This window comes from Brevibacillus daliensis (genome assembly GCF_021245735.1).
Classification (GTDB): Bacteria; Bacillota; Bacilli; order Brevibacillales; family Brevibacillaceae; genus Brevibacillus_B; species Brevibacillus_B daliensis.
The window spans coordinates 36,908-58,723 of the sequence record NZ_JAJISB010000044.1 but is presented as its reverse complement, the minus strand read 5'-3'; the positions used below and the strand labels follow the sequence as shown (position 1 = coordinate 58,723).

At 41.8% G+C, this 21,816-nt stretch carries 23 protein-coding genes; 4 read left to right on the top strand and 19 right to left on the bottom strand.

Annotation, left to right across the window (positions count from 1 at the left end):
* Window positions 1–369: 369 nt before the first annotated feature.
* A complete protein-coding gene (gene groL, locus LM917_RS22460; protein ID WP_232699944.1) occupies window positions 370–2,004 on the bottom strand; it encodes a chaperonin GroEL in 1,635 nt (544 codons plus the stop codon).
* Window positions 2,005–2,064: 60 nt separating this feature from the next.
* On the bottom strand, window positions 2,065–2,349 hold the full coding sequence (gene groES, locus LM917_RS22455) for a co-chaperone GroES (protein ID WP_232699943.1): 285 nt from the start codon (window positions 2,347–2,349) through the stop codon (window positions 2,065–2,067).
* Between the two features lie 269 nt (window positions 2,350–2,618).
* Here groES and LM917_RS22450 point away from each other — a divergent pair, with 269 nt between their 5' ends.
* The gene (locus LM917_RS22450; protein ID WP_232699942.1) at window positions 2,619–3,878 is read left to right on the top strand and encodes a CAP domain-containing protein; all 1,260 of its coding nucleotides are present in this window, start codon (window positions 2,619–2,621) and stop codon (window positions 3,876–3,878) included.
* Window positions 3,879–3,891: 13 nt separating this feature from the next.
* Here the strand turns inward: LM917_RS22450 and LM917_RS22445 are convergent, their stop codons facing one another.
* The 7 genes from LM917_RS22445 to LM917_RS22415 all read right to left on the bottom strand — a co-directional run bounded on the left by LM917_RS22445 (window position 3,892) and on the right by LM917_RS22415 (window position 8,776).
* On the bottom strand, window positions 3,892–4,422 hold the full coding sequence (locus tag LM917_RS22445) for a hypothetical protein (protein WP_232699941.1): 531 nt from the start codon (window positions 4,420–4,422) through the stop codon (window positions 3,892–3,894).
* A gap of 143 nt (window positions 4,423–4,565) precedes the next feature.
* Window positions 4,566–5,231, bottom strand: a complete 666-nt coding sequence (locus tag LM917_RS22440; protein WP_232699940.1) for a Bax inhibitor-1/YccA family protein — start codon at window positions 5,229–5,231, stop codon at window positions 4,566–4,568.
* Window positions 5,232–5,434: 203 nt separating this feature from the next.
* Window positions 5,435–6,214 carry a twin-arginine translocase subunit TatC gene (gene tatC / locus LM917_RS22435; RefSeq protein ID WP_232699939.1) on the bottom strand — a complete coding sequence of 260 codons (780 nt, stop codon included), beginning with the start codon at window positions 6,212–6,214 and terminating at the stop codon, window positions 5,435–5,437.
* 38 nt (window positions 6,215–6,252) lie between these two features.
* Window positions 6,253–6,588, bottom strand: a complete 336-nt coding sequence (locus LM917_RS22430) for a twin-arginine translocase TatA/TatE family subunit (RefSeq protein WP_232699938.1) — start codon at window positions 6,586–6,588, stop codon at window positions 6,253–6,255.
* Window positions 6,589–6,614: 26 nt separating this feature from the next.
* Window positions 6,615–7,616: a molybdopterin-binding protein gene (locus LM917_RS22425; protein WP_232699937.1), complete on the bottom strand. Its 1,002-nt coding sequence runs from the start codon at window positions 7,614–7,616 to the stop codon at window positions 6,615–6,617.
* On the bottom strand, window positions 7,610–8,125 hold the full coding sequence (locus LM917_RS22420) for a MogA/MoaB family molybdenum cofactor biosynthesis protein (protein ID WP_232699936.1): 516 nt from the start codon (window positions 8,123–8,125) through the stop codon (window positions 7,610–7,612). The genes LM917_RS22425 and LM917_RS22420 overlap by 7 nt, the downstream gene beginning before the upstream one ends.
* A 78-nt stretch (window positions 8,126–8,203) precedes the next feature.
* A complete protein-coding gene (locus LM917_RS22415; protein WP_232699935.1) occupies window positions 8,204–8,776 on the bottom strand; it encodes a 5-formyltetrahydrofolate cyclo-ligase in 573 nt (190 codons plus the stop codon).
* 105 nt (window positions 8,777–8,881) lie between these two features.
* Between LM917_RS22415 and LM917_RS22410 the strand changes: the two genes are divergently transcribed.
* A complete protein-coding gene (locus LM917_RS22410; RefSeq protein ID WP_232699934.1) occupies window positions 8,882–10,819 on the top strand; it encodes an ABC transporter ATP-binding protein in 1,938 nt (645 codons plus the stop codon).
* 30 nt (window positions 10,820–10,849) lie between these two features.
* On the opposite strand, the gene LM917_RS22405 is transcribed toward LM917_RS22410, so the two are convergent.
* The 6 genes from LM917_RS22405 to LM917_RS22380 all read right to left on the bottom strand — a co-directional run bounded on the left by LM917_RS22405 (window position 10,850) and on the right by LM917_RS22380 (window position 16,839).
* Window positions 10,850–13,219, bottom strand: a complete 2,370-nt coding sequence (locus tag LM917_RS22405) for a hypothetical protein (RefSeq protein WP_232699933.1) — start codon at window positions 13,217–13,219, stop codon at window positions 10,850–10,852.
* Window positions 13,220–13,542: 323 nt separating this feature from the next.
* On the bottom strand, window positions 13,543–14,622 hold the full coding sequence (gene tsaD, locus LM917_RS22400) for a tRNA (adenosine(37)-N6)-threonylcarbamoyltransferase complex transferase subunit TsaD (protein ID WP_232699932.1): 1,080 nt from the start codon (window positions 14,620–14,622) through the stop codon (window positions 13,543–13,545).
* Window positions 14,612–15,082: a ribosomal protein S18-alanine N-acetyltransferase gene (gene rimI, locus LM917_RS22395; RefSeq protein ID WP_232699931.1), complete on the bottom strand. Its 471-nt coding sequence runs from the start codon at window positions 15,080–15,082 to the stop codon at window positions 14,612–14,614. The genes tsaD and rimI overlap by 11 nt, the downstream gene beginning before the upstream one ends.
* An 11-nt stretch (window positions 15,083–15,093) precedes the next feature.
* Window positions 15,094–15,807 carry a tRNA (adenosine(37)-N6)-threonylcarbamoyltransferase complex dimerization subunit type 1 TsaB gene (gene tsaB, locus LM917_RS22390; RefSeq protein ID WP_232699930.1) on the bottom strand — a complete coding sequence of 238 codons (714 nt, stop codon included), beginning with the start codon at window positions 15,805–15,807 and terminating at the stop codon, window positions 15,094–15,096.
* On the bottom strand, window positions 15,788–16,258 hold the full coding sequence (gene tsaE / locus LM917_RS22385) for a tRNA (adenosine(37)-N6)-threonylcarbamoyltransferase complex ATPase subunit type 1 TsaE (RefSeq protein ID WP_232699929.1): 471 nt from the start codon (window positions 16,256–16,258) through the stop codon (window positions 15,788–15,790). Before tsaE ends, tsaB begins: the two co-directional genes overlap by 20 nt.
* Window positions 16,259–16,374: 116 nt before the next feature.
* The gene (locus LM917_RS22380; protein ID WP_232699928.1) at window positions 16,375–16,839 is read right to left on the bottom strand and encodes a SprT family protein; all 465 of its coding nucleotides are present in this window, start codon (window positions 16,837–16,839) and stop codon (window positions 16,375–16,377) included.
* A gap of 122 nt (window positions 16,840–16,961) precedes the next feature.
* On the opposite strand from LM917_RS22380, the gene LM917_RS22375 reads away from it, so the two are divergent.
* Both LM917_RS22375 and cmpA read left to right on the top strand, forming a co-directional pair.
* Window positions 16,962–17,291 carry a hydrolase/acyltransferase gene (locus LM917_RS22375; RefSeq protein ID WP_232699927.1) on the top strand — a complete coding sequence of 110 codons (330 nt, stop codon included), beginning with the start codon at window positions 16,962–16,964 and terminating at the stop codon, window positions 17,289–17,291.
* A gap of 76 nt (window positions 17,292–17,367) precedes the next feature.
* Window positions 17,368–17,493 carry a cortex morphogenetic protein CmpA gene (cmpA, locus tag LM917_RS22370; RefSeq protein ID WP_232699926.1) on the top strand — a complete coding sequence of 42 codons (126 nt, stop codon included), beginning with the start codon at window positions 17,368–17,370 and terminating at the stop codon, window positions 17,491–17,493.
* Between the two features lie 80 nt (window positions 17,494–17,573).
* On the opposite strand, the gene LM917_RS22365 is transcribed toward cmpA, so the two are convergent.
* From LM917_RS22365 to LM917_RS22350, 4 genes are all read right to left on the bottom strand, one after another.
* Window positions 17,574–17,900 (bottom strand): DMT family transporter, encoded by a 327-nt coding sequence (locus tag LM917_RS22365; RefSeq protein WP_255668520.1) that lies wholly within the window; start codon window positions 17,898–17,900, stop codon window positions 17,574–17,576.
* 39 nt (window positions 17,901–17,939) lie between these two features.
* Window positions 17,940–18,491, bottom strand: a complete 552-nt coding sequence (locus LM917_RS22360; protein WP_232699925.1) for a TetR/AcrR family transcriptional regulator — start codon at window positions 18,489–18,491, stop codon at window positions 17,940–17,942.
* A 263-nt stretch (window positions 18,492–18,754) separates the two neighbouring features.
* Entirely contained in the window at window positions 18,755–20,914 is a 2,160-nt protein-coding gene (locus tag LM917_RS22355) for a Tex family protein (protein ID WP_232699924.1), read from the bottom strand.
* Window positions 20,915–20,953: 39 nt separating this feature from the next.
* A complete protein-coding gene (locus LM917_RS22350) occupies window positions 20,954–21,772 on the bottom strand; it encodes a SigB/SigF/SigG family RNA polymerase sigma factor (protein ID WP_232699923.1) in 819 nt (272 codons plus the stop codon).
* Window positions 21,773–21,816 lie beyond the last annotated feature (44 nt).

The window sequence follows — 21,816 nt, the reverse complement described above, 5'->3', positions numbered from 1 at the left end:
GTTTCATTCAAACATTTCACTGTTCAGTTTTCAAAGAGCATCTCGCGACCGTGTTGTTCGTTTCAACAACCTGTCGACCTTTACTACTCTATCATACTCAACTTTACGAGTCAATAGTTTTTTAAAACTTTTTTTGTTCGTCGTTTTTGGTGTTTTTCAATACCGTTTAAAGCGACGCCTTTTATATTATCAAATGATTACTCAATTATGCAAGCTTTTTATAAAAAATAGCACGAAAAAATTTTTAACCCCTCTAAACAAACAATTATCAATACCATACAACTCTTGTATTCATCATTCATTTATATATAAAAAAGGGGTAGCCCTAAGAGGCTACCCCTTTACCTATCAACTAAGGAGAAGTCGGGCTTACATCATGCCCATTCCGCCCATGCCACCCATAGCACCCATGTCTGGCATTGCAGGTTTATTTTCTTCAGGTTTGTCAGCTACTACTGCTTCAGTAGTCAAGAACATAGCAGCAACAGATGCAGCGTTAGACAATGCAGAGCGAGTTACTTTCGCAGCGTCTACGATACCTTCTTCGATCATGTTAACCCATTTTTCAGTAGCAGCGTTAAAGCCAATACCTACTTCTTCTTTTTTCATACGCTCTACGATTACAGAGCCTTCTAGACCAGCGTTAGCTGCGATTTGACGTACTGGTTCTTCCAACGCACGAAGAACAATCTTAGCACCTACGCCTTCTTCGCCTTCTAATCCTAGTTTCTCGATAGCATGAATGACGGTGATCAGAGTAGTACCACCACCAGCTACGATACCTTCTTCAACCGCAGCACGAGTAGAGTTAAGAGCATCTTCAATACGAAGTTTTTTCTCTTTCAACTCAGTTTCAGTTGCAGCCCCAACCTTAACAACCGCTACGCCACCAGCTAGTTTAGCCAGACGCTCTTGCAGTTTTTCACGATCGAATTCAGATGTTGTATCTTCAATTTGTTGACGGATTTGGCCTACACGGCTTCCAATAGAAGCTTTGTCTCCAGCACCTTCAACGATTGTAGTATTTTCTTTTGTAACAACAACTTTAGTAGCGCGACCCAATTGTTCGATCTTCGTAGCTTTCAGATCAAGACCTAGTTCTTCTGTGATTACTTCACCGCCAGTAAGTGTAGCGATATCTTGCAGCATCGCTTTACGACGATCACCAAAACCTGGAGCTTTAACAGCTACAGCTGTGAATGTACCACGAAGTTTGTTAACAACAAGCGTAGCTAGTGCTTCGCCTTCAACGTCTTCTGCAATGATAACAAGTGGTTTACCACTTTGTACCACTTGCTCAAGAACAGGAAGAACTTCTTGAATGTTACCGATTTTTTTATCTGTGATCAAAATGAAAGGATTGTTCAGAACCGCTTCCATTTTGTCAGTATCTGTGATCATGTATGGAGAAGCATATCCACGGTCAAATTGCATACCTTCAACCACTTCTAGCTCAGTGGAGAAACCTTTGGATTCTTCAACAGTGATAACACCGTCTTTGCCCACTTTTTCCATAGCTTCTGCGATCAGGTTGCCTACTTCTTGATCGTCAGCAGAAATAGAAGCTACTTGAGCAATAGCAGCTTTGCTCTCAACTGGCTTTGCGATAGATTGGATTTCTTGTACAGCAGCACGAACTGCTTTATCCATACCACGACGAATTACCATTGGGTTAGCACCAGCAGTAACGTTTTTCAGGCCTTCGCGAATCATCGCAGCAGCCAAAACTGTTGCAGTAGTAGTACCGTCACCAGCGATATCGTTGGTTTTTGTAGCTACTTCTTTAACTAGTTGAGCACCCATGTTTTCATAAGCGTCTTCCAGTTCGATTTCTTTTGCAATAGTTACACCATCATTTGTGATCAATGGAGCACCGAATTTTTTCTCTAGTACAACGTTGCGACCTTTTGGTCCAAGCGTTACTTTAACTGCGTTTGCAAGTGTATCAACACCGCGTAGCATAGAGCGGCGTGCATCTTCAGAGAACTTAATTTGCTTAGCCATCTTAATACTCAACCTCCAAATTTATAATATGTGTTTGTTAATCGCTATTTCAGGGGTAACTTAGCCGATAATTGCCAAGATGTCAGATTCACGAAGAACTAAATATTCTTTGTTGTCCAGCTTTACTTCTGTGCCAGCGTATTTGGAGAAAATAACTTTATCCCCTTCATTAACTTCCAGGGCGATGCGCTCGCCGTTGTCAGCAACGCGACCAGATCCTACCGCAATAATACGGCCTTCTTGTGGTTTTTCCTTCGCTGTATCAGGTAGTAAGATACCGCTAGCAGTTGTTTCTTCTTTAGAAATTGGTTCGATTACCACACGGTCACCTAATGGCTTCAACACAAAAAACACCCTCCTCAAGTTATAAGCATTGTTTATTGTTCTCGGTTAGCACTCACCTTAAAGGAGTGCTAACACCCAATTCCTATAATAAAGAATCAGAAAAAGCTTTGCAAGTATTTTCACCCATTTTTTCACATAAAAACTGCTATAACTGCTTCGCTATGCTTTCCTAATAGATTTTTGGTACTATTTTTAGTTCTATTTTTCTCTCATTCTTCTATAAATAGAATAGAGTCAATCATTTACTAGATTGCTAGGAGGAAAGCCGAATGAAAAAAAGCAGTTGGTTGGCGGGATTAGTCACAGGAAGCCTACTATTTCTTATACTTCAATCTAGCACTACCACTAACGGAGGGCTAGGTTCCCATCTTACCGCATTTCTTATACCTGTAATCGCGCCTTCCCAATATGTCTCAACCGGAATAAAATCTAACTCAGAAAAGTCCATTGTATCCATATCTACCCCTCATGCCTTGCCAACTTTGCAGGAAACAGCGCAAAACGCCTTTATGAAAACAGTCACGCCCGGACATAGCAGTACTATAATTCCACAGTCATTAAATCAGAAAGATACCACTAGTCCCATTGCTTCAAAACAACCATCCTCCACTGATACAAAAGACGAGCAGCATCCAGCCCTATTCTCTATTACTTTGCACATGAGTGAACAAGACGTATTGGACAAGCTGGGTAAGCCAGATCGCCAAGAACCTAGTCCGCTCGGGTATGTATGGTGGGTCTATCAAAAAAATGCTGATCGCTACGTGCAGGTTGGTTTCCGCGAAGGTATGGTTGTGGATGTGTTTTCTAACGGACCAAAAGCTTCTCTCACACCAGATATTAAAATCGGTACTTCCTATGACACGGTAAAACGAATGCAGGAACCGAAGAAAATCGTCTCCTTTTCCTATGAAGATACTTTTATTGAAGTTACAAACGATTTGGAAGAACGTATTTTACTCATGATGAAAGAGAGCCCTGCTATTCTCTATTTAGATAAACACAATCAACAAAAAATAACAGGAATACGCCTCATCGACAAACTAGTGCTTATTCAAGGCGGGTTCTATGAAACCAAGTGGAGCTACACAGGAAAAGATCCTAACTTCAACCCTCCTCCCCTCTCCGCTTCCGATCAATCTAAGATAAATCTTGCTATGGAACAACAAATTCTCGATCTAACAAATGTCTTTCGTTATCGTTACCAAGTACCCGCTCTGAAATGGAGCGAAGGGGCAGCCACTACGGCGCGCCAGCATAGTTATGATATGCGCACAAACAACTTTTTTGACCATGTTTCTGCTACCACTGGGCAAAATCCTTTTGATCGACTCAAAGAAAATGGTGTAAGGTACCAACGAGCCGGGGAAAATATCGCAGCTGGCTTTCCTGATGCTATTGAAGCTTATCAAAGCTGGCTCAATAGTCTTGGCCATCGCAAAAACGTTCTTGAAAAAGAATTCAAGGAGCTTGGTGTCGGGGTATCGCATGATTTTTACACGCAAAACTTCGTGACTCCCTTACAATAATGGTTGGGTGTTTTTAATCTATGCCTCTACCCTTAGAAATAAGCAACTTTTTGAGATTGGTTACGTCACTTGCAATTTCCATTAAAATGGTCTCGCTCTCTTGATTGTGCATGATGATCCAAGGTTTCCGTTTCCCTTTCATCGGCATAACCACATAAAGATAATGTATGTCTTCATTCAGTTCGTATTTTGGAAGAGTCAACTTCATTGGGGGCGAAATAGGAATTTTCACGATGAAGGATTGATCAAATGCAGGACTCATCTCCTGAACACGTCCGCTAATCGATTGAATAATACGTGCTGCCTCTTCCCGAAATTTTTTTGTATTAGAAAAGCGCGAGATTACTTTCTCCTTTTCGCTATCAAACAGCTCTACTTGTTCTTCTGACTCATTTATGGAAGAATTCTCTCCGTGCATGACCATTGTTCCTGTTGACTTATTAAATGAAAAATCACTGGACTCATATAATTGATAGCCAAATAATATAATTCCTGTACAAACAGCTACAAAAAACCATGTGATACGTGGAGACTTTCGCATCATCTTCACCCTTTCGCATTGTTGCTTGTAGTAGTATGGATATTTTCTCCAACCGCTATGCGAAGACTTGCTGGGGTTCTGTCAAAAAAGACCTCTCTCCATTTGGAAAGAAGTCTCTACCTATCGCCAATCTTATATAAATATCATTAATCGTCACTACTTAGAATACCAAGCAACTGAAGAACATAAAGTAACAGATTAATGATGCTTAAATATAAATTAAGCACAGCCATCGGAACATCTTCCTCGGCTACTCCATTTTTATATCGGGATACATCATACAGGATAAATCCACTAAATATCACAATTCCAGCAGAAGCAATAAACATCTGCATCGTTGTTCCTAGGGGAATAAACAGATTGAGAAGCTGCACCAGGATCAAACCGATTAAACCAGCAAACAAGAACCCACCTAACGAGCTAAAGCTTCTTTTGGTACGTGAAGCATATACGCTCAGACTGACAAAAATCAGGGTGGTAATAGCAAAAGCAGCGTTAACTAGGGCTACCCCATTTTTCATAGCATAGTATTGGAGAATTGGTCCTAGCGTAATCCCGTTGATGAAAACAAAGGCAAACAAAAACGCAAAACCGAGACGTACCCCTTTTCGACGAATAAACATCGTTGCGAGTAACAGCACAATCTCCAAAATCACTAGCGGCATCATGTACTGTGGTGGTATAAACAGGGTACCAAAGGCGCTTCCAATCGTGGCAACTAAGAGAGAAATGGCGAACAATCTCATAATTTTAGGGAAATTGTTATACTCCTCTACCTGGTAACCCGCCTGATGCAAATAGTGCTCATTCATGCTTCCTACCCCTCCATTGACAGCCAAAATATTCTAGTAAATATTATACACACTGGAACATTTTTACACAAATAGCAATTTACGATATATGACTACGCAAATTATATGTTTCAGATAGAAAAAAGAGACCTGTTATTGCCAGATCCCTTTCATCCATATGAGAATATCCTGATGTAGATACGAACTATCATCATATGGCAAGTTTACGTTACACTCTCTCCTGATTGCCCATACTCTCTTTCCCATGCTTCATCCTCTTTTAACTGCTTGCGATAAATCATACGTGATAGTAAAACGCTAATCTCATACAACGCAAACAAAGGAATAATCACAATAATATCGCTGATAAAATCAGGTGGTGTAATCATTACTGCAATGAATGCCAGGATAAAATATGCCACACGTCTCATTTTTGCTAGACGTTGTGGATTAATCACTCGCAGACGGGTCAGAAGAACAACCAGTATCGGCATTTGGAACAGGAACCCAAACGGTATAACCATATTAAATAAAAATGAAAAATATTGCGATAATCCCCACATCACCGGAGTCCCTAGTTCTTCATTAATGGTAACCATGAAGCCGATAATAAACGGAAACACTACAAAGTATCCAAACATTAGTCCAGCAATCAATAACAAGCAAGCTACGGGAATAAAGGCAAGTGTTACTTTCTTTTCATGCAGTTTGAGTCCCGGTACTACGAAAGCCCAGATCTGATACAGAAGTACGGGAGTCGTTACCACTACAGATACCAGAAAAGCAAATTGCATGTAAACAAATAACGCATCAGATGGCGCCAGGGAAACGAGAGAAGTAATAGAAGTTTGGGCGGTCGGCGTTTGTTGTAAATATTTGACCACAGGTCCCGCAAAGTAAAGACCAGCAATCAGACCGACAATAAACACAACGGCCACCACTAGAAGTCTATTGCGTAGCTCTCCGATATGATCCCATATGGTCATCTCTCTTTGTGTACTCATGAAATGCGCCTACCTTCTTACTCTTATTCATCGCAAAATTACGATAATTTCTGTTCGTTTTCGATCTTTTCTCTGATCTCACGCTCTATACGTTCACGCTCTATACGTTCACGAATTTCACGTTCCAATTTGGCACGATCAATGTCTTCCTTTTGTTCCGACACTGCTGCCTGTTCTGTAGAAGCAGGTAGCGCTTGATTTTGTGCTACCCGCTTGTTATCATCGTCATCATCATTTACCAAGCCTGTCGTTGCTTTCTTAAACTCGCGCAAAGTACTTCCCATTGCTCGTCCCAGCTCAGGCAATTTTTTTGGCCCAAACAGAATTACTGCCAGAACGAGCAGTAGAATAAATCCAGCTGCTCCCATTTGCATTTCTTTTCACTCCATTCACATTTTGATTAACATTTACGTAAACCACCATAGCCTAGGCAAGTCATATCTTTCTCCGTAATGCGTTCACCACACAAGATTCGAGGCAAGAACACATCGAAGGAGGTAAATGGCTCATGCATCACTGCTCCAGGAAGGCCAACGATAGGGATAACTCCTTTATAAGCAATCATCAACATAGAGCCAGGTAACATCGGGGTCCCGTAACGGACTACCTCCGCTCCTACTCCAGCAATTGCTCCAGGAGTCTTATCATCGGGATCAACTGACATTCCACCCGTTACACAGATTAGATCTACCTGTTGCTTCAAGAAGTAGTTAATTTCTTGTTGAATCAGCTCTTTGTCATCCGGGGCAAATCGTTGTTCTGTGACAACTGAGCCTAACGCTTCGATTTTGGTGGTGAGAGCAGGACCGAATTTATCAGTAATTCTGCCCTTAAAGACTTCATTTCCTGTTGTGACTATTCCCACTCTTCTAACAGGGATGTCTACAACATCGATAATCGGACCTTCGAAACTGGCAACCAACTGTTCTAATTTCTCTATATGTGCTTCTTCGATGATTAACGGAATAATTCTGGTTCCAGCCACAGATTGACCTTCCTCCACCACCTGATTAGTTAGGATGGTGGAGAAAGCAATCGCTTCTAGTTCATTAATTGCATGAACGGCACTTTCATTTATTTTGCAAAGCCCTTTTTTTCTGGCTTTTAGTGATACCTTTCCTTCATATGGCTCTGTTAGCCATACTCCAGCTCCCGCTACTGCTTTCGCAATACGTTCGCCAGCCTCTTCTTCATGAATGTAACCAGCAGGCATTTCCATGATATAAATGTGATCTTTACCAATAGAAAGGAGTGGGCCAATATCTTCTTCGCGAATCACATGCCCTTTTTTAAATAATCTTCCCTTAAATTCCCCTGGCAATATCTGCGTCATATCATGAGGGAGCATCATTCCTACCGCTTCTTGGACAGGCACAACTTTAAAGTCTGGTTTGTTTACCATCCGATGCCTCCCCAGTCCTCCGTAGCTCCATCTGTCGCCTGCAAAATATGCAAAGCATCTGGTAGCATGTCAGCAACCGCTTCAAAGCAGACTCTTACGCCTTTCGGATTTCCAGGCAGATTAATAATAAGACTGTTTCCTCGTGTACCAGCAACCGCTCTTGTCAACATGGCGCGACGGGATTCTAGTAGACCTGCACGTCTCATTTCCTCAGCTAAGCCAGGAACACGACGGTCAATCACCCACGAGGTTACTTCTGGTGTCACATCTCTAGGACTTAATCCAGTACCACCTGTAGTGATAAGAAGATCACACTTTTCTCTGTCCACTAGTTCGATCATATGTTCTTTTAATTCTTCCATATCATCCGGGACACTGCGGTACACGGTCTCCTCTGTATTTAGATATTTTTTAACAAGATCAAGTACCAATTGCACGCGATCGTCTTCTCTTTCACCTTTAGCGATTGAATCACTTGCAGTAATAATGCCTACCTTCCATTTTGGCATTGTAGTGCCTCCCTTCGTTCTTCACAAATTATACAATACCATTACAACTATAAGATAAAAAGTGATGGCAAATTCGTTTCAAATTCTGACAATTCCATCTTCCGTGACAATAGCATGAAGATGCTTATCATGTGACTCCATTGGTATCTTGTCCAATATTTGTTCGCTAAAACATACTCCAATGCGAAGTGCATGCGGAACCTTCTCAATAAATCTGTCATAATAGCCAGCCCCATACCCTAGCCGACCCATCGCTCTATCAAAAGCAATGCCAGGAACCAGAATAATCTCTATATCAGTCAAAGCCACCTTTTGACTAATGGTAGGATCAGGTTCCATAATGCCATACACCCCGCTTTTCAACTGTTCTCTCCCTTGATAATAATAAGGGATCAATTCCTTCGTGCTGCGAAATGTTAATGGCAGACATAGTTTTTTATCCAATGTAGATGCTTTTTCTATGAACGGCAAGGTATTAATCTCGCTTCCAAAGGAAGAAAAGCACATGATTGTCGTCCTTTGAATGATTTCAGAGTCTGCTAGCAAATGGTGTGCGATGCGTAAGGACTTTTCCTGTCTGATATTTGCCGGAATTGTATCTCGCATTGCCAGGACTTGTTTTCTGATATGCCCCTTCTCTTCCCTATTCACCTTTTCCCTCCGACCTCCCACTTCTAATAGTCTCCCCTTGTTCCTGTCACTATGTTTGGGTACACTTAATGAATCAGAGAACGGATTACTATTCGGGGTGAAATTATGATCTTACTACAAGCAGAACAAATTACGAAATCATATGGTGTGGAAACCATTTTACAGGATATATCTCTACAAGTACAAACAGGTGAGCGCATTGGGCTCGTTGGAATAAATGGAGCAGGTAAATCTACGCTCATGAAAATTATAGCAGGAGAATTGAGCTATGACAGCGGTGTAATACGCAAACCGAAGGAAGTAACTCTCGGTTACCTTGCCCAAAACAGTGGTTTGGAGTCAAATCGCACGATCTGGGAAGAAATGCTCACTGTTTTTGACCATCTGCAAGCAGAAGAAAAAGAACTGCGTAAAATGGAAGCACAGATGGGTGATCCATCCATTTTACAAGATGAAAAGCGTTACCAGCAAATCATGGAAACATATTCCAGAAGATCAGACACATTTCGAGAAAAAGGTGGCTACAGCTACGAAGGAAGCATACGCGGCGTTTTACATGGCCTTCATTTCGCTGATATGGATTATGCAACACCGATTCACACATTGTCAGGTGGTCAAAAAACCCGCCTCGCTTTAGCCAAGCTACTTCTTCAAGCTCCTGATCTTCTCTTATTGGACGAGCCGACCAACTATCTGGATATCGAAACGTTATCATGGCTTGAGGTATATCTACAAAATTACAAGGGTGCTATTTTGGTAGTATCCCATGACCGTTATTTTTTAGATAAACTAGTAAATCTTGTATATGAAATAGAACGGAATCAAATTCAGCGCTATGTAGGTAATTACAGCACCTATCTTGATCTGAAGGCACAGCGTATGGAACAAGAAATGCGTCGTTTTGAAAAACAGGAAGATGAGGTCGCTAAACTGGAGGATTTTATCCAGCGAAATATCGCTCGTGCCTCCACTACCAAACGTGCACAAAGCAGACGTAAAACGTTGGAAAAAATGGATCGTATGGACAGACCAATGGGAAGCAACAAATCAGCCCATTTTTCCTTCGATATTAATAAAATGAGTGGAACGATCGTTTTAAAAGTAAATAATGTAGCAATTGGATATGAAGATGCCACTCTATCCTCACAGCTTACATTTGTACTGGAACGAGAAGAGCGTGTTGCCCTTGTCGGTCCGAACGGAATCGGAAAGTCTACTTTACTAAAAACCATTGTTGGTCAACTGGTAGCAAAGCGTGGCCATATTGAGTTCGGCAGTAACGTAACAATTGGTTACTACGATCAAGAACAACAGCATCTACATCAGAACAAGACCATATTGGCGGAGTTATGGGATGATTACCCACATATGCAGGAAAAAGATGTCCGTACCGTATTAGGGAATTTCCTGTTTAGCGGCGATGATGTTTTAAAACGAATCAGTGATCTTTCTGGTGGCGAAAAAGCTCGTGTCTCTCTGGCGAAATTAATGCTACTAGAAGCTAACTTCCTAATTTTTGACGAGCCGACCAACCATTTGGACATTATCAGTAAAGAAGTATTGGAAAATGCACTATTTGATTATCCCGGCACGATTTTGTTCGTCTCGCATGACCGCTACTTCCTAAATAAAATGGCTACCCGCGTTCTTGAGCTCTCTTTGAACGGGGTAACCAATTATCTGGGTAACTACGATTATTATGTAGAGAAGAAACAGGAACTAATAGAACTGGAACAAGAAAAGCAGGCAAATGCCACTAAGGCAGCGCAGAAGAAAAATGAATCAGCCGCACAAGAGAAAAGTAGCTATGAAATGGACAAGGATGCAAAACGTAAAGAACGCCAACGCTTGCGCCGGATCGAAGAAATCGAGAACACCATTCATAGTCTAGAAGAAAAAATTGCAACGTGGGAAGAAGAATTATGTCTCCCTGAAATTTATACCGACCATGTACAAGCCAAAGTACGCAACGACTCGATCAGTGAGGCAAAAAGTGAAATGGATAACCTGTTCACTGAATGGGAGGCTCTATCAAACGAATAGTTTATCTCTTCTGTCCCATATCATTTCGTTTTACCTACCTTCGCTCTTTTCTGTGGAAGAGAGCGTCGCGTACAAGACCGGAACAACCAGGAATAGAATCGAAGTAGCGGCTGTGACAATTCCGGAATCATTTAGGAATAGCCCTGCCAGCGACCCTGCCATTACACCGCTCAATCCTCTCATGAGTGCTGGATACGATTCGTATAACCGGCGCATATACTGTTCCGGATAAAATGCCAGGATGGCAAGCACGATGAGAGAGAGGAAGAATATCTTACTCCACATGGAGAAACGAATCAGCTTCTGATTCATCGCTAGCTTTCTGGTCAGGATATGCTCTACTTCTAGCCAATTACCCGAAATTATATCATTTGCCACCTGCCCCACATGGGTAGTAGGCAAATGCCCAGTCAAATTAAAAGCAAACAACACTAGAATTCCTACTACCATGCTTCCTCCTAATACGAGGAAGCTTTTTTTATGAAATTGTACTTGTCTATAACGTAAATAAGTTACCAAATAGGCAAAGCAGATAGCTAGAAAACCACCTGCATTAGCTCCAAATCGAGGAGACACCAGGTAATAGAGTATTCCGCAGACACCTAGCAAGGTACACAAGGTAAAAAGCAACTCTCCACCATGATAGGAAAGCAATCCTTGCCTCCCCTGCACACTTTCACCATATCGCTTCTTCCATTCAAACAAGGCGGCTACCAGTAACACGCTTGCCCCAATTAGGACACCTTCATATTCATTGCCCATCCCATAAAATCGCGCTCCAATAACAGGGTCATAACCGAGAAAGGAACGTTGCATTGCCTTGGCTCCAAGAAACCCGTCTACTAATAAGCCTGCTACTGTCACACCGCTGACCAAGAGAAAGTTGGTGATGACAGTAAAGCGACTGCTCCACGCTGCAATCATCCAAGCCAACGTGGCTACCAATCCAAACAGCAAGATGGAAGGTAACGGAAGGTGAAAGAGCGGTTCTACTAAAAACAAAACAGGAAACCATAAAGATGACATAAGAAAAATCCGTCCAAGACGATATATGACTGTTTTTTTGGTTCCTGGTCGTAAACGAGCTACATACCACAAGGCTATGCCTATCATTAGTCCAGCAATCAAATAAATCACATAGCTTGTCATAACTGCAGGACGATTGGCATAGATACGATGAACTCGACCAATCTCATGTAAAAACAGATTGATTCTCGCCTCCCCCTCATGTCCTAGATAGAGAGTGGTTGGCATATCAAACGTTATTCGTTCCCAATCAGGAACTAAATTGGCTGGCTTAGAATAACTTCTCGTGATGACATGACCAATTACATGCTCGGGTAAAGGTAGTTGCAACCATCGCAATACAGTAGGCAGTAGATCAAATCCACTTATGATACCTTCTTGCCTTGTTGTAAGCGAGGAAAGTATGCCTCCCTTTTTATTCGCACCCTCCCACATGAGGAATGGAGTGAGTGGTTTTTTTTCTTTAACAGATGGAGTACTTGCTTCTGGAGACAAGACCATTACGAGCTGATCAGTATTTCTGTTTGCTACTAGCTGTCCGATCATTTTTGCCAAGTCGGATAGGATTTGTTTTTTCATCCATTCAAAATGAGCTGGTGAGGTTTCAGGCATTTGTTTATAAAGTCGTGCCAAATCTCCAAACTGAATGACTAACATGCTGGCATCCTGATTCTTTCTCACCTGTTTTATCATCCAGTCGCTATTCGTTCTGATTCCTTGTGGATAAGTATCAGCCCTCATTAGCACTTGCTTTGGTTCAACTGCCCCCTCTTCGATTACACCATTTGAATCAATTGCCAAAAAGCCTGCATGACGCTGTTTTTTATCTCCAATATCCACATTTCCGTAGAATGCGGTGCTCCCTCCCCCTTTTCTGATGGAATCACCTAGCAATCCAATACGAGCTGTAAAGGGTTGATTCACATTCTGGTATACCAATCGGTAAATACCTGGAAACAGCAACGTATCATCTTCATCTGTTGAAGACATATACGTAGGGAACCCCAGTTGCTTTATTCTTTCACCTGCATACTCTCCATTTTTCATTTTTTCATTGCGTCCATATATGGTTTCGCTTGCATCTGTATAGGTGACCCATCCGCCACTTCCCATTAACAAGTACGCGTTAGCCGCGGTTCTAGGACCTGCTGTACGAAAAGTGGCTCCAGCTATCCCAGCTTCCCCCATATGACCTGCCAACGGCTGCATCTTGATTATTTCTTTAAAGTCAGAAAACGAGAACTGGTCCACAGCAACAATAATTACCTGCTTTTTTGAAGGGTGTTGCAGGGCTGCTTCTACAACACTCTCATTGTAAGAAGTGGCAACAACTAGGATAAGGATATGTAGAATAATCATCAGGATAGTTCTCATCCTGAAACCTCCTGTTTATAACATGGGTAGTAAACAGCAAAATACGTTGTGGATTACTCATTTATACACAGATTTATAAACATGTTCACAAATAAAAAACAGGTTATTTTAGCCTAAAAAAATAACTTATCCACATTATCCACAGGTTAAGTAATAACATTGTGTATAACTTTATTCATACTTGTGGATTTTTTCTTTTTACATTACTTGCCTATTTTTTCCCTAAACTGTTTTTTTATGTGTGACCACAACCTATCCCCTAGCCCCCTTTAAGTAAAAATAACGCTCTCCCAATGAGGAAAGCGTTATTTTTATAGAAACATCTATTCAGTTAGCAGTAACCCAGGCATTCCATTCAAGTCTAGTGATGCAAAAATGCCTTTTTCGTAAAGAATAGTTCCTGCAGCTCCAATCATGGCAGCATTATCCGTACACAGGATAAGCGGTGGAACGATCAGCTTTATCCCTTCTTTTTCGCACCGGATTTCTAAAGCAGTGCGAAGTCCTTTATTGGCGGCTACTCCACCCGCTACCAATACTTGCTTTGCCTTATATTGTTTTGCTGCTCGAATTGTTTTCTCTATTAAAACCTCCACGACAGACTCCTGAAAGCTGGCTGCCAAATCTGCAGGTTTAATCTCTTCACCACGCTGCGTAGCGTTATGCAATGTATTTAAAACTGCTGATTTTAATCCACTGAAACTAAAATCATAAGAATCTGGCTCCAGCCAAGATCTAGGCAGTTTAATCTGTGCTTCTCCTTCATGAGCCAGCCTATCAATATGCGGTCCACCTGGGTATGGCAAGGAAAGCGAACGAGCTACCTTATCATATGCTTCTCCAGCTGCATCATCCCGAGTCTCCCCCAAAATTTCAAAGTGACCGTGTTCCTTCATATACACCAATTCTGTATGACCGCCAGAAACCACGAGACTGATTAATGGAAACTCCATTTCCTCAACCAAACGGTTTGCATAGATATGGCCTGCAATATGGTGAACACCAATTAATGGAATTCCTTTGGCAAATGAGATAGCTTTTGCTGCCGCAACACCTACCAATAACGCACCTACCAATCCTGGACCATACGTAACTGCGATGGCAGAAATATCATCCCAGGTTTTATCCGCTTCTTGTAGAGCTTCTTCAATCGTCAGCGTAATACTCTCCACATGACAGCGAGATGCCACCTCTGGTACAACTCCACCAAAGCGCTTATGAATCTCTGCCTGAGAGGCTATTACGTTGGACAAAATCTTTGTACCATCTTGAATAATTGCTGCCGATGTTTCATCACAGCTTGTCTCAATTCCCAGTATATACACGGGAGCGCCTGATTCTTGTTGCTTCTTATATCTGTTCCGGGCACGCTGTTCGTAGCGTGATGTCTGTTTATTCTTCACGTAAATTCACCCACATAATAATGGCATCTTCATTGTTATCGGAATAGTATCTTTTCCGACGTCCCTGCTCTTCAAACCCTAATTTTTCGTATAAATGGCGAGCCACCGTGTTAGAGGGACGCACTTCCAGCGTCATTTTCTCTCCCCCATGTAACATCGCTAGTCCCATCATTTGCTTCATGATCCTGAGTCCTATCTTTTGGCCTCTCGCATCTGGATGGACACAAATATTCGTAATGTGAACCTCATCAATAATAATCCACATTCCACAGTACCCTACAATCTCTTGATCCAGTAATGCAACCAGATATTTAGCATTAGGATTAATCTTTAGTTCGTTATAGAATGCTTCCTTTGGCCAAGGAGTTGGAAAACAAATACGTTCCAATTCCGCAACCTTCTCCACGTCATCCCAAGTCATATATTTGAACTCAATTGGTCTTGTGATGTTCTCTCCCATACTGATTCTCCCTACTTTTCCTGTTTCGCCAGCCATTTTGCTTCTGCTTCCGCAACTTGCAGATAGTCTGGGACAAGCTCGTGAGCATCTGTACCTTTTCCTTGTTTGAATTCTTGCAGGGCTAGCCAGCCGATCTGAGCAGCCCTTGGATGATAAAGAGTCGGAGCAGGAAAAATCGCCTGATTTCCTAATGTCTCTTGAATTACTGCCTGATGAATATGCAGATCTTCTCCCATAAATAGTAGTGACTCATCACCTACCGCTTCTTTTACCTCCATCAACCAGTCCGTTAGAAGCATGATTCGATCAGGAAGTTCATTCTTTACTGTGACCACTTGCTCTGAACGATACAGCCCTGTATAGACCTGACCGCGTCTTGCATCAAAAAGCGGAACAATTCCACCTGAATAACCAAGAGCATTCATCGCAACTGCCTGCAAACTAGAGAGGCCTACAACCGGAACCTGGAGTGCCCACGCCATACTTTTTGCTGTAGCCACACCAATTCGGACGCCTGTATAAGAACCAGGTCCTTTGGCTACCGCTATTCCATCCAGTTCCTCCGGTTCCACTTTACATTGATTGAGTACCATCGAAATACCATCCATCAGTGTAATGGAATGGTTCTTGTTCTGATTGCTAGTCCATTCTCCTAAAACGCGCGTCTCATCCATCACCGCCACGCTTAATACGAGATTTGAGGTATCAATCGCTAATACGCGCATGTTGTTCAATCTCCTTAGCTACCTGTTCACTACGCACCCCAACTGCTACCAGTCGACAGCTTCTGCCGTCTTCTCCTTGGTGCGATAGATATATTATGATTCTATCTTCAGGAAGTACATCTTCAATGAGTGAAGCCCACTCCACCACACAGACACCTTCGCCATAAAAATATTCATCTAGTCCCAAATCATCCACTTGGTCAGCTACCCGATACACATCCATATGATAAAGAGGGAGTCTCCCTGCATATTCCTTAATAATCGTAAAAGTAGGACTGTTAACCACACGCTTAACACCTAAACCACGTGCTAATCCTTGTGTAAATGTCGTTTTACCTGCGCCTAGATCTCCTTCTAATGCCAATAGATCACCCGGCTTAAGAAATTCGGCCAGCTTTTCAGCGAATTGTTGTGTCTCCTGCTGATTTGCAAACGTAAAAATTTTCTCCATCGCCTCGCTGTCCCTCCTTTCACTTTTACGTGCTACACTTTCATAATAACCGTCCTATTTATCCTATCCATTATAGCCCTCTATAAAAAGGCATGTAAAGGTTCGAAAGAGATCCATTACGGTGAAGGAATCTCCACTATTCGTAATTTTCCCCGACACTTGCCACAAACATAACGAGACGCATCTACTTTTTTCTTTCTGCGATATACCAAACCACAATCGTTACATATTAGTTGATAGCGAAAGGGGAGAGATCGTCTTCTTCTGCTAACCTGCTGACAGTAGCGTGACCCCCCCACTTTTTTCAACAAGTTAATAAAATCTGCATCACGATGAGCATATCCGCGTCCTTGAAGATGGAGATGATAGTGACACAGTTCATGCTTAATAATCCCAACCAGTTCTTGCATACCGTGTTCTTCCACGTGTAAAGGATTAAATTCCAGATCATGTGACCGTAGAAGATAGCGACCGCCTGTTGTCCGAAGTCGGCTGTTAAACCGTGCTTGATGTAAAAAGGGACGGTTAAAATCACGGATAGAAATTTCTTCGACCATTTTTTGCAGCTCTTTATCGTTCACAACCATCCCTCCTTACTCTCTTCGTATTTCTTATTCCCCAAAAATTCTTGAATTCTTCTTGAAGGATACGCTACACTTGTCCTTGAAAGCAAGTCACTTACTAATCTCTGACGGAGGCTAATATGCGCTACCTACTACTTAATCAAAATGAACAGCTTTTTTTTGTAGAATTGCCGGCATCTCACATGTACCAGCTGGTAGCCCTCATGAAACGGCTTTACAAGGAAATTGACAAGTTAACTGCAACCAACTCACCAGTCTTGCCAACTATTCTGGCTGAATGCAGTGAACTGGAGATTTATTCTGACGAGGTTGCCTTGCAAGACGGTTTGACATACATAAATGAGCTTGAAAACAGCTTTTCCCAGGTGGAAGAAAAAGAATACCCACTTATTTCTCTGCTTACTGAAATCCGTGCTTTACAGGCTCAGCTTGAGTCTCTAGAAGAATAAAAGAAATATCGACAGGTACCTCCGCCCACGTTCGTGCATACAATGCAACTAACAACGTACAGGAGGTACTTTTCTCATGCCTCAATGGATGCGTAAACAATTACAGCGTGCTTTCTTTGGAAAAGACATTAAGCAAATTCGCTTGTTAAACAGTTGCTGGTTTCTTTATCTAGAAAAACAAAGCAGCCGTCCAGAAAACTAGGACGACTGCTTTGTTTATTTTCCTGTATCAGAAAGCATAATCTTCGGAGCTTCTTTGAAAAGACATCGATAAAGTTTTTCTTAATGGGCTGTACCTTTCAGGTTGATCACGACTACCCCCGCAATAATCAGGAGAATTCCCATAACAGTTGATACACTCGCAGTTTCTTTCCAAATGACGATTCCAATGATGGCCGTTACCGCAGTACCCACGCCCGACCAAATGGCATAAGCTATTCCCAGAGGGATTTGTTGAAGTGATAGTGATAGTGAATAAAAAGCCACTCCAAAAGCTAAAACCGTTCCAATACTCGGATACAATTTGGTAAACCCATCAGAAGCCTTAAGCATCGATGTCCCAAAAATTTCACTCGCTATTGCAATTGCTAAAAATAAATATGCTTTCAATTTCGCTCCTCCAATTGTAAATTAGCCCATTTTTTCTTTTTATTTATATATACCTACAAGCAACATCTCCACCATTTGATCCAGGGCTCTCTCAAATGATAACTCAAGTCTTCCCGCTATTTGACTATCCATCAGGTGATATAAGGCTCCAATATATACATGAATAAATAGTTCCATGTCAATAGCACGAATATCTCCCTTCGCTATCCCCTCTTTTACCAACAAGCGAATTCGGTCCCAGCCATTGTAATCATATTCGTCGAAAGCTCTCCATTGGTCTGGGTATCTAATTTTCAACTCCTGCAATATGCGTATATCTCGGAAAGCAAATCCACTAGGTATGATTACTAATGCCTTGTGCAGCTTTTGCTTTATGGAAAGAGAACTGTCAAGCATCACTCCCATTTCCGCTTCTCTCATCTCTTCGATGGATTGCACAACTATGTGGCTTATGATTTGTTCCTTTGAATCGAAATACTGATAAATAGTCTTTGTACTTATGCCTAAACCATGCGCGATATCCCTGATGGAAAACTTCAATCCCCGGTGCATCATTTCTTTAATCGCAGCTTGAACAATTCTTTCTTTCATAACACCCATCCATCCCTCTTATCGAAATGATACAAAGCGATGAGCACGATCTATAAACCCCATAGATAGAAATAAAAGATGCTCATGAATACCCAGTAACAGAGACTCTTCCGTCTTCAATATAGAAAACAAAGAAAACATTTTGGTTTCCGTGTTTTCTACGATACAACGAATACGCAATGAAAATCAATGCTCTAAAAGAGAAAAATCCCCATCTTGATCAAAAAAAGATCAAAATAGAGATTTTCTTCTCATTAGAATGTTTAGTTGCTTGGTTCAATCATAGTTAGCCCAACACGTTGACGCTTCTCATCAATTTCTAGTACCCACACATCAACAATATCGCCGACAGCTACTACATCAAGCGGATGTTTTACAAATCCTTTTTTCAGTTGAGAAATATGAATAAGCCCATCGTTTTTTAAGCCGATATCAACAAACGCTCCGAAATCTACTACATTACGAATCGTTCCCTGCAACTTCATTCCTTTTCCAAGGTCGCTTAGTTGTAGCACATCCTGTGACAGGATTGGCTTCGGTAACTCATCGCGCGGATCACGACCTGGACGAAGCAAGCTGTCAATGATGTCTTTTAAGGTAGGTTCGCCAATATCCAGTTCTTTGGACATTTCCGTTATCGAAATACTGGAAAGCTTCTGGTTGCAGGCTTCACTTCCGATATCAACTGGCTCAATTCCAACTCTTTTTAACAGTTTGTGAGATACTTCATATGATTCTGGATGGATTGGAGTTTTATCGAGCGGGTCCTTCCCTTCCATAACTCGTAAAAACCCGATACATTGCTCATATGTTTTGGCACCTAGTCGCGGAACCTTTTTCAGCTGCGTACGACTTGTGAATTTACCTGTTTCTTCACGGAGCTTCACAATATTGGTAGCTACTTGCTTATTCACACCCGACACATATTGTAACAAGGAAGCAGATGCGGTGTTCACATCGACACCCACGTGGTTAACTGCGGAAGAAACCACGAATTCCAAGCTGTCTGCTAGTCTGCTCTGTGAAACATCATGCTGATATTGCCCAACACCAACTGATTTTGGATCAATTTTGACCAGCTCTGCAAGTGGATCTTGCAAACGTCTGGCAATCGAAATAGCACTACGCTCCGCTACATCCAATTCAGGGAATTCCTCTTTTGCCAGAGGGGAGGCCGAATAGACAGAAGCACCCGCTTCGTTCACGATGATATAAAAGACTTCCTGTTTCACTTCTTTTAACACATCAACAATAAATTGCTCCGTTTCCCTTGAAGCTGTACCGTTTCCAATTGCTACTACGTTAACCTGATACTTTTCAATCCACTCTTTCACTTTGACTGCTGCTTCCTTCACCTTGTTAACGGGAGGAGTCGGGTAAATTACGCTGACTTCTAACATTTTTCCTGTTTCATCTACAACAGCCAACTTACAGCCTGTCCGAAATGCAGGGTCAACGCCAAGAACGACTTTGCCCTTGAAAGGTGGTTGCAAGAGAAGGTTGCGCAGGTTCTCTGAAAAGATATGTATAGCTCTTTCTTCTGCTGTCTCTGTCAGTTCAGCCCGTACCTCACGTTCAATGGATGGAGCTATCAGGCGTTTGTAGCTATCTTCTATTGTGCGCACTAAAATATCATGTGCAATGGATCGTTTTGTAATGAATTGTTTCTCCATGTATCGGTATATCTCTTCAATAGGAGACTCCAGTGATACTTTTAAAATACCTTCCTTTTCTCCACGGTTTACAGCAAGAACACGGTGTGGTACCAGTTTTTTTACAGGCTCACTGTAGCTGTAATACATTTGGTATACATTTTTTCCGTCTTCTTCTTGTTCCTTCTGTTCCGTGGTAAGCACCGCTTTTTGGAAAGTGGTATGTCGAATCCATTTACGTAGGTTGGCATCATCGGAGATTTGTTCTGCGATAATATCCATCGCACCTTGAAGCGCTTCTTCCGCTGTTTCCACACCTTTTTCACTATTTATATATAGGCTCGCTTCCTTATTAATATCACCTGATTCAGGCATGCTTACCAAATAAGAGGCGAGTGGCTCCAAGCCTTTTTCCTTAGCAATGGTGGCTCGAGTTCTCCGCTTCTGTTTATAGGGTCGGTACAAGTCTTCTACCTCTTGTAGCTTGGTAGCTTGTTGAATCACCTTGCTTAGCTCGTCTGTCAATTTTCCTTGCTCATCAATCAGACGAATTACTTCTTCTTTTCGATCATGCAGGTTCCGCAAATAACGAACACGTTCCTCAATATCACGAATCTGTATTTCGTCTAGCTGACCAGTCATCTCTTTGCGATAACGGGCAATAAATGGAACAGTATTGCCCTCGTCCAGCAAGGTAATGGTCTGGGTCACTTGTTGTTGCCCTACCCCTAGTTCTTTCGCAACCATGGCAGCCATTTGTTTCATATCCATCAGCTAATCCTCCCATAACTCTGACTAGTCTCAACCATACTATTTAGTATGATATCCCCACTGGCAAGAGTTTACAAGTTCACTATGTTTGGTTGCAATGGCTACCCTCAGTTTATCCAATGCACGACGTAGAATACGGGAAACATGCATTTGAGAGATTCCCAGATAATCTCCCACTTCCTTTTGGTTCATATTTTCATAATAAATCATCGTAATTACTTCTTTTTCTCGCTCATTCAATACACCGTACAATTTCTTTATCAGTAAGGCTTGCTCGACACGTCTGTAGCCCTCTTCCGTATTTCCAATCAAATCAAGTATGGTGACTACATTCCCTTCATGGTCTGCGTCAATTTCCATTTGAACCGATAAGGATCGATAATTTTTACTTATTTCTAGCGCCTCTTTGACATTCTCAGCCTGCTGATTCAAATGTTCAGCCAATTCATCTATTTGTGGTGACCGCCCAAGAGTTACGGTCAGTTCATCTATGGCTTTATACATGCGCGAGGATAGTTCTTTTATACGACGTGGAACATGTATACTCCAGGTTTTATCACGAATATAACGTTTCATCTCACCCAATATGGTAGGGATGGCAAAGCTCTCAAATGTACAACCATATGAATAATCATATCGTTTTAATGCAGATAAAAGTCCGATTAAACCTACCTGGCATAAATCTTCCTTCATTTCTGTTCCATGATGAATTTTCGCAACTAGCCGGTCAACCAATACAATATAATGTTGGACTAATAATTGCCCAAGCTGCTTATCGTGCTGATTTTGAAAATCCCTAATCATGTTAATGATTTCATTTTTTTGTCTCTCTTTTTCCGATAGACAATTATGTGTCATATCGTTCACCTCGACTTGCTGTAGCTCCTAATAAGCCGTCATGT

Coding starts and splice junctions, on each gene's coding strand:
- groL (WP_232699944.1), bottom strand. CDS start 2,004: ATGGCTAAGCAAATTAAGTTCTCTGAAGATGCACGCCGCTCTATGCTA.
- LM917_RS22450 (WP_232699942.1), top strand. CDS start 2,619: ATGAAAAAAAGCAGTTGGTTGGCGGGATTAGTCACAGGAAGCCTACTA.
- LM917_RS22445 (WP_232699941.1), bottom strand. CDS start 4,422: ATGATGCGAAAGTCTCCACGTATCACATGGTTTTTTGTAGCTGTTTGT.
- LM917_RS22440 (WP_232699940.1), bottom strand. CDS start 5,231: ATGAATGAGCACTATTTGCATCAGGCGGGTTACCAGGTAGAGGAGTAT.
- tatC (WP_232699939.1), bottom strand. CDS start 6,214: ATGAGTACACAAAGAGAGATGACCATATGGGATCATATCGGAGAGCTA.
- LM917_RS22430 (WP_232699938.1), bottom strand. CDS start 6,588: ATGCAAATGGGAGCAGCTGGATTTATTCTACTGCTCGTTCTGGCAGTA.
- LM917_RS22425 (WP_232699937.1), bottom strand. CDS start 7,616: ATGGTAAACAAACCAGACTTTAAAGTTGTGCCTGTCCAAGAAGCGGTA.
- LM917_RS22420 (WP_232699936.1), bottom strand. CDS start 8,125: ATGCCAAAATGGAAGGTAGGCATTATTACTGCAAGTGATTCAATCGCT.
- LM917_RS22410 (WP_232699934.1), top strand. CDS start 8,882: ATGATCTTACTACAAGCAGAACAAATTACGAAATCATATGGTGTGGAA.
- LM917_RS22405 (WP_232699933.1), bottom strand. CDS start 13,219: ATGAGAACTATCCTGATGATTATTCTACATATCCTTATCCTAGTTGTT.
- rimI (WP_232699931.1), bottom strand. CDS start 15,082: ATGGGAGAGAACATCACAAGACCAATTGAGTTCAAATATATGACTTGG.
- tsaB (WP_232699930.1), bottom strand. CDS start 15,807: ATGCGCGTATTAGCGATTGATACCTCAAATCTCGTATTAAGCGTGGCG.
- tsaE (WP_232699929.1), bottom strand. CDS start 16,258: ATGGAGAAAATTTTTACGTTTGCAAATCAGCAGGAGACACAACAATTC.
- LM917_RS22375 (WP_232699927.1), top strand. CDS start 16,962: ATGCGCTACCTACTACTTAATCAAAATGAACAGCTTTTTTTTGTAGAA.
- cmpA (WP_232699926.1), top strand. CDS start 17,368: ATGCCTCAATGGATGCGTAAACAATTACAGCGTGCTTTCTTTGGAAAA.
- LM917_RS22360 (WP_232699925.1), bottom strand. CDS start 18,491: ATGAAAGAAAGAATTGTTCAAGCTGCGATTAAAGAAATGATGCACCGG.
- LM917_RS22355 (WP_232699924.1), bottom strand. CDS start 20,914: ATGGATATGAAACAAATGGCTGCCATGGTTGCGAAAGAACTAGGGGTA.
- LM917_RS22350 (WP_232699923.1), bottom strand. CDS start 21,772: ATGACACATAATTGTCTATCGGAAAAAGAGAGACAAAAAAATGAAATC.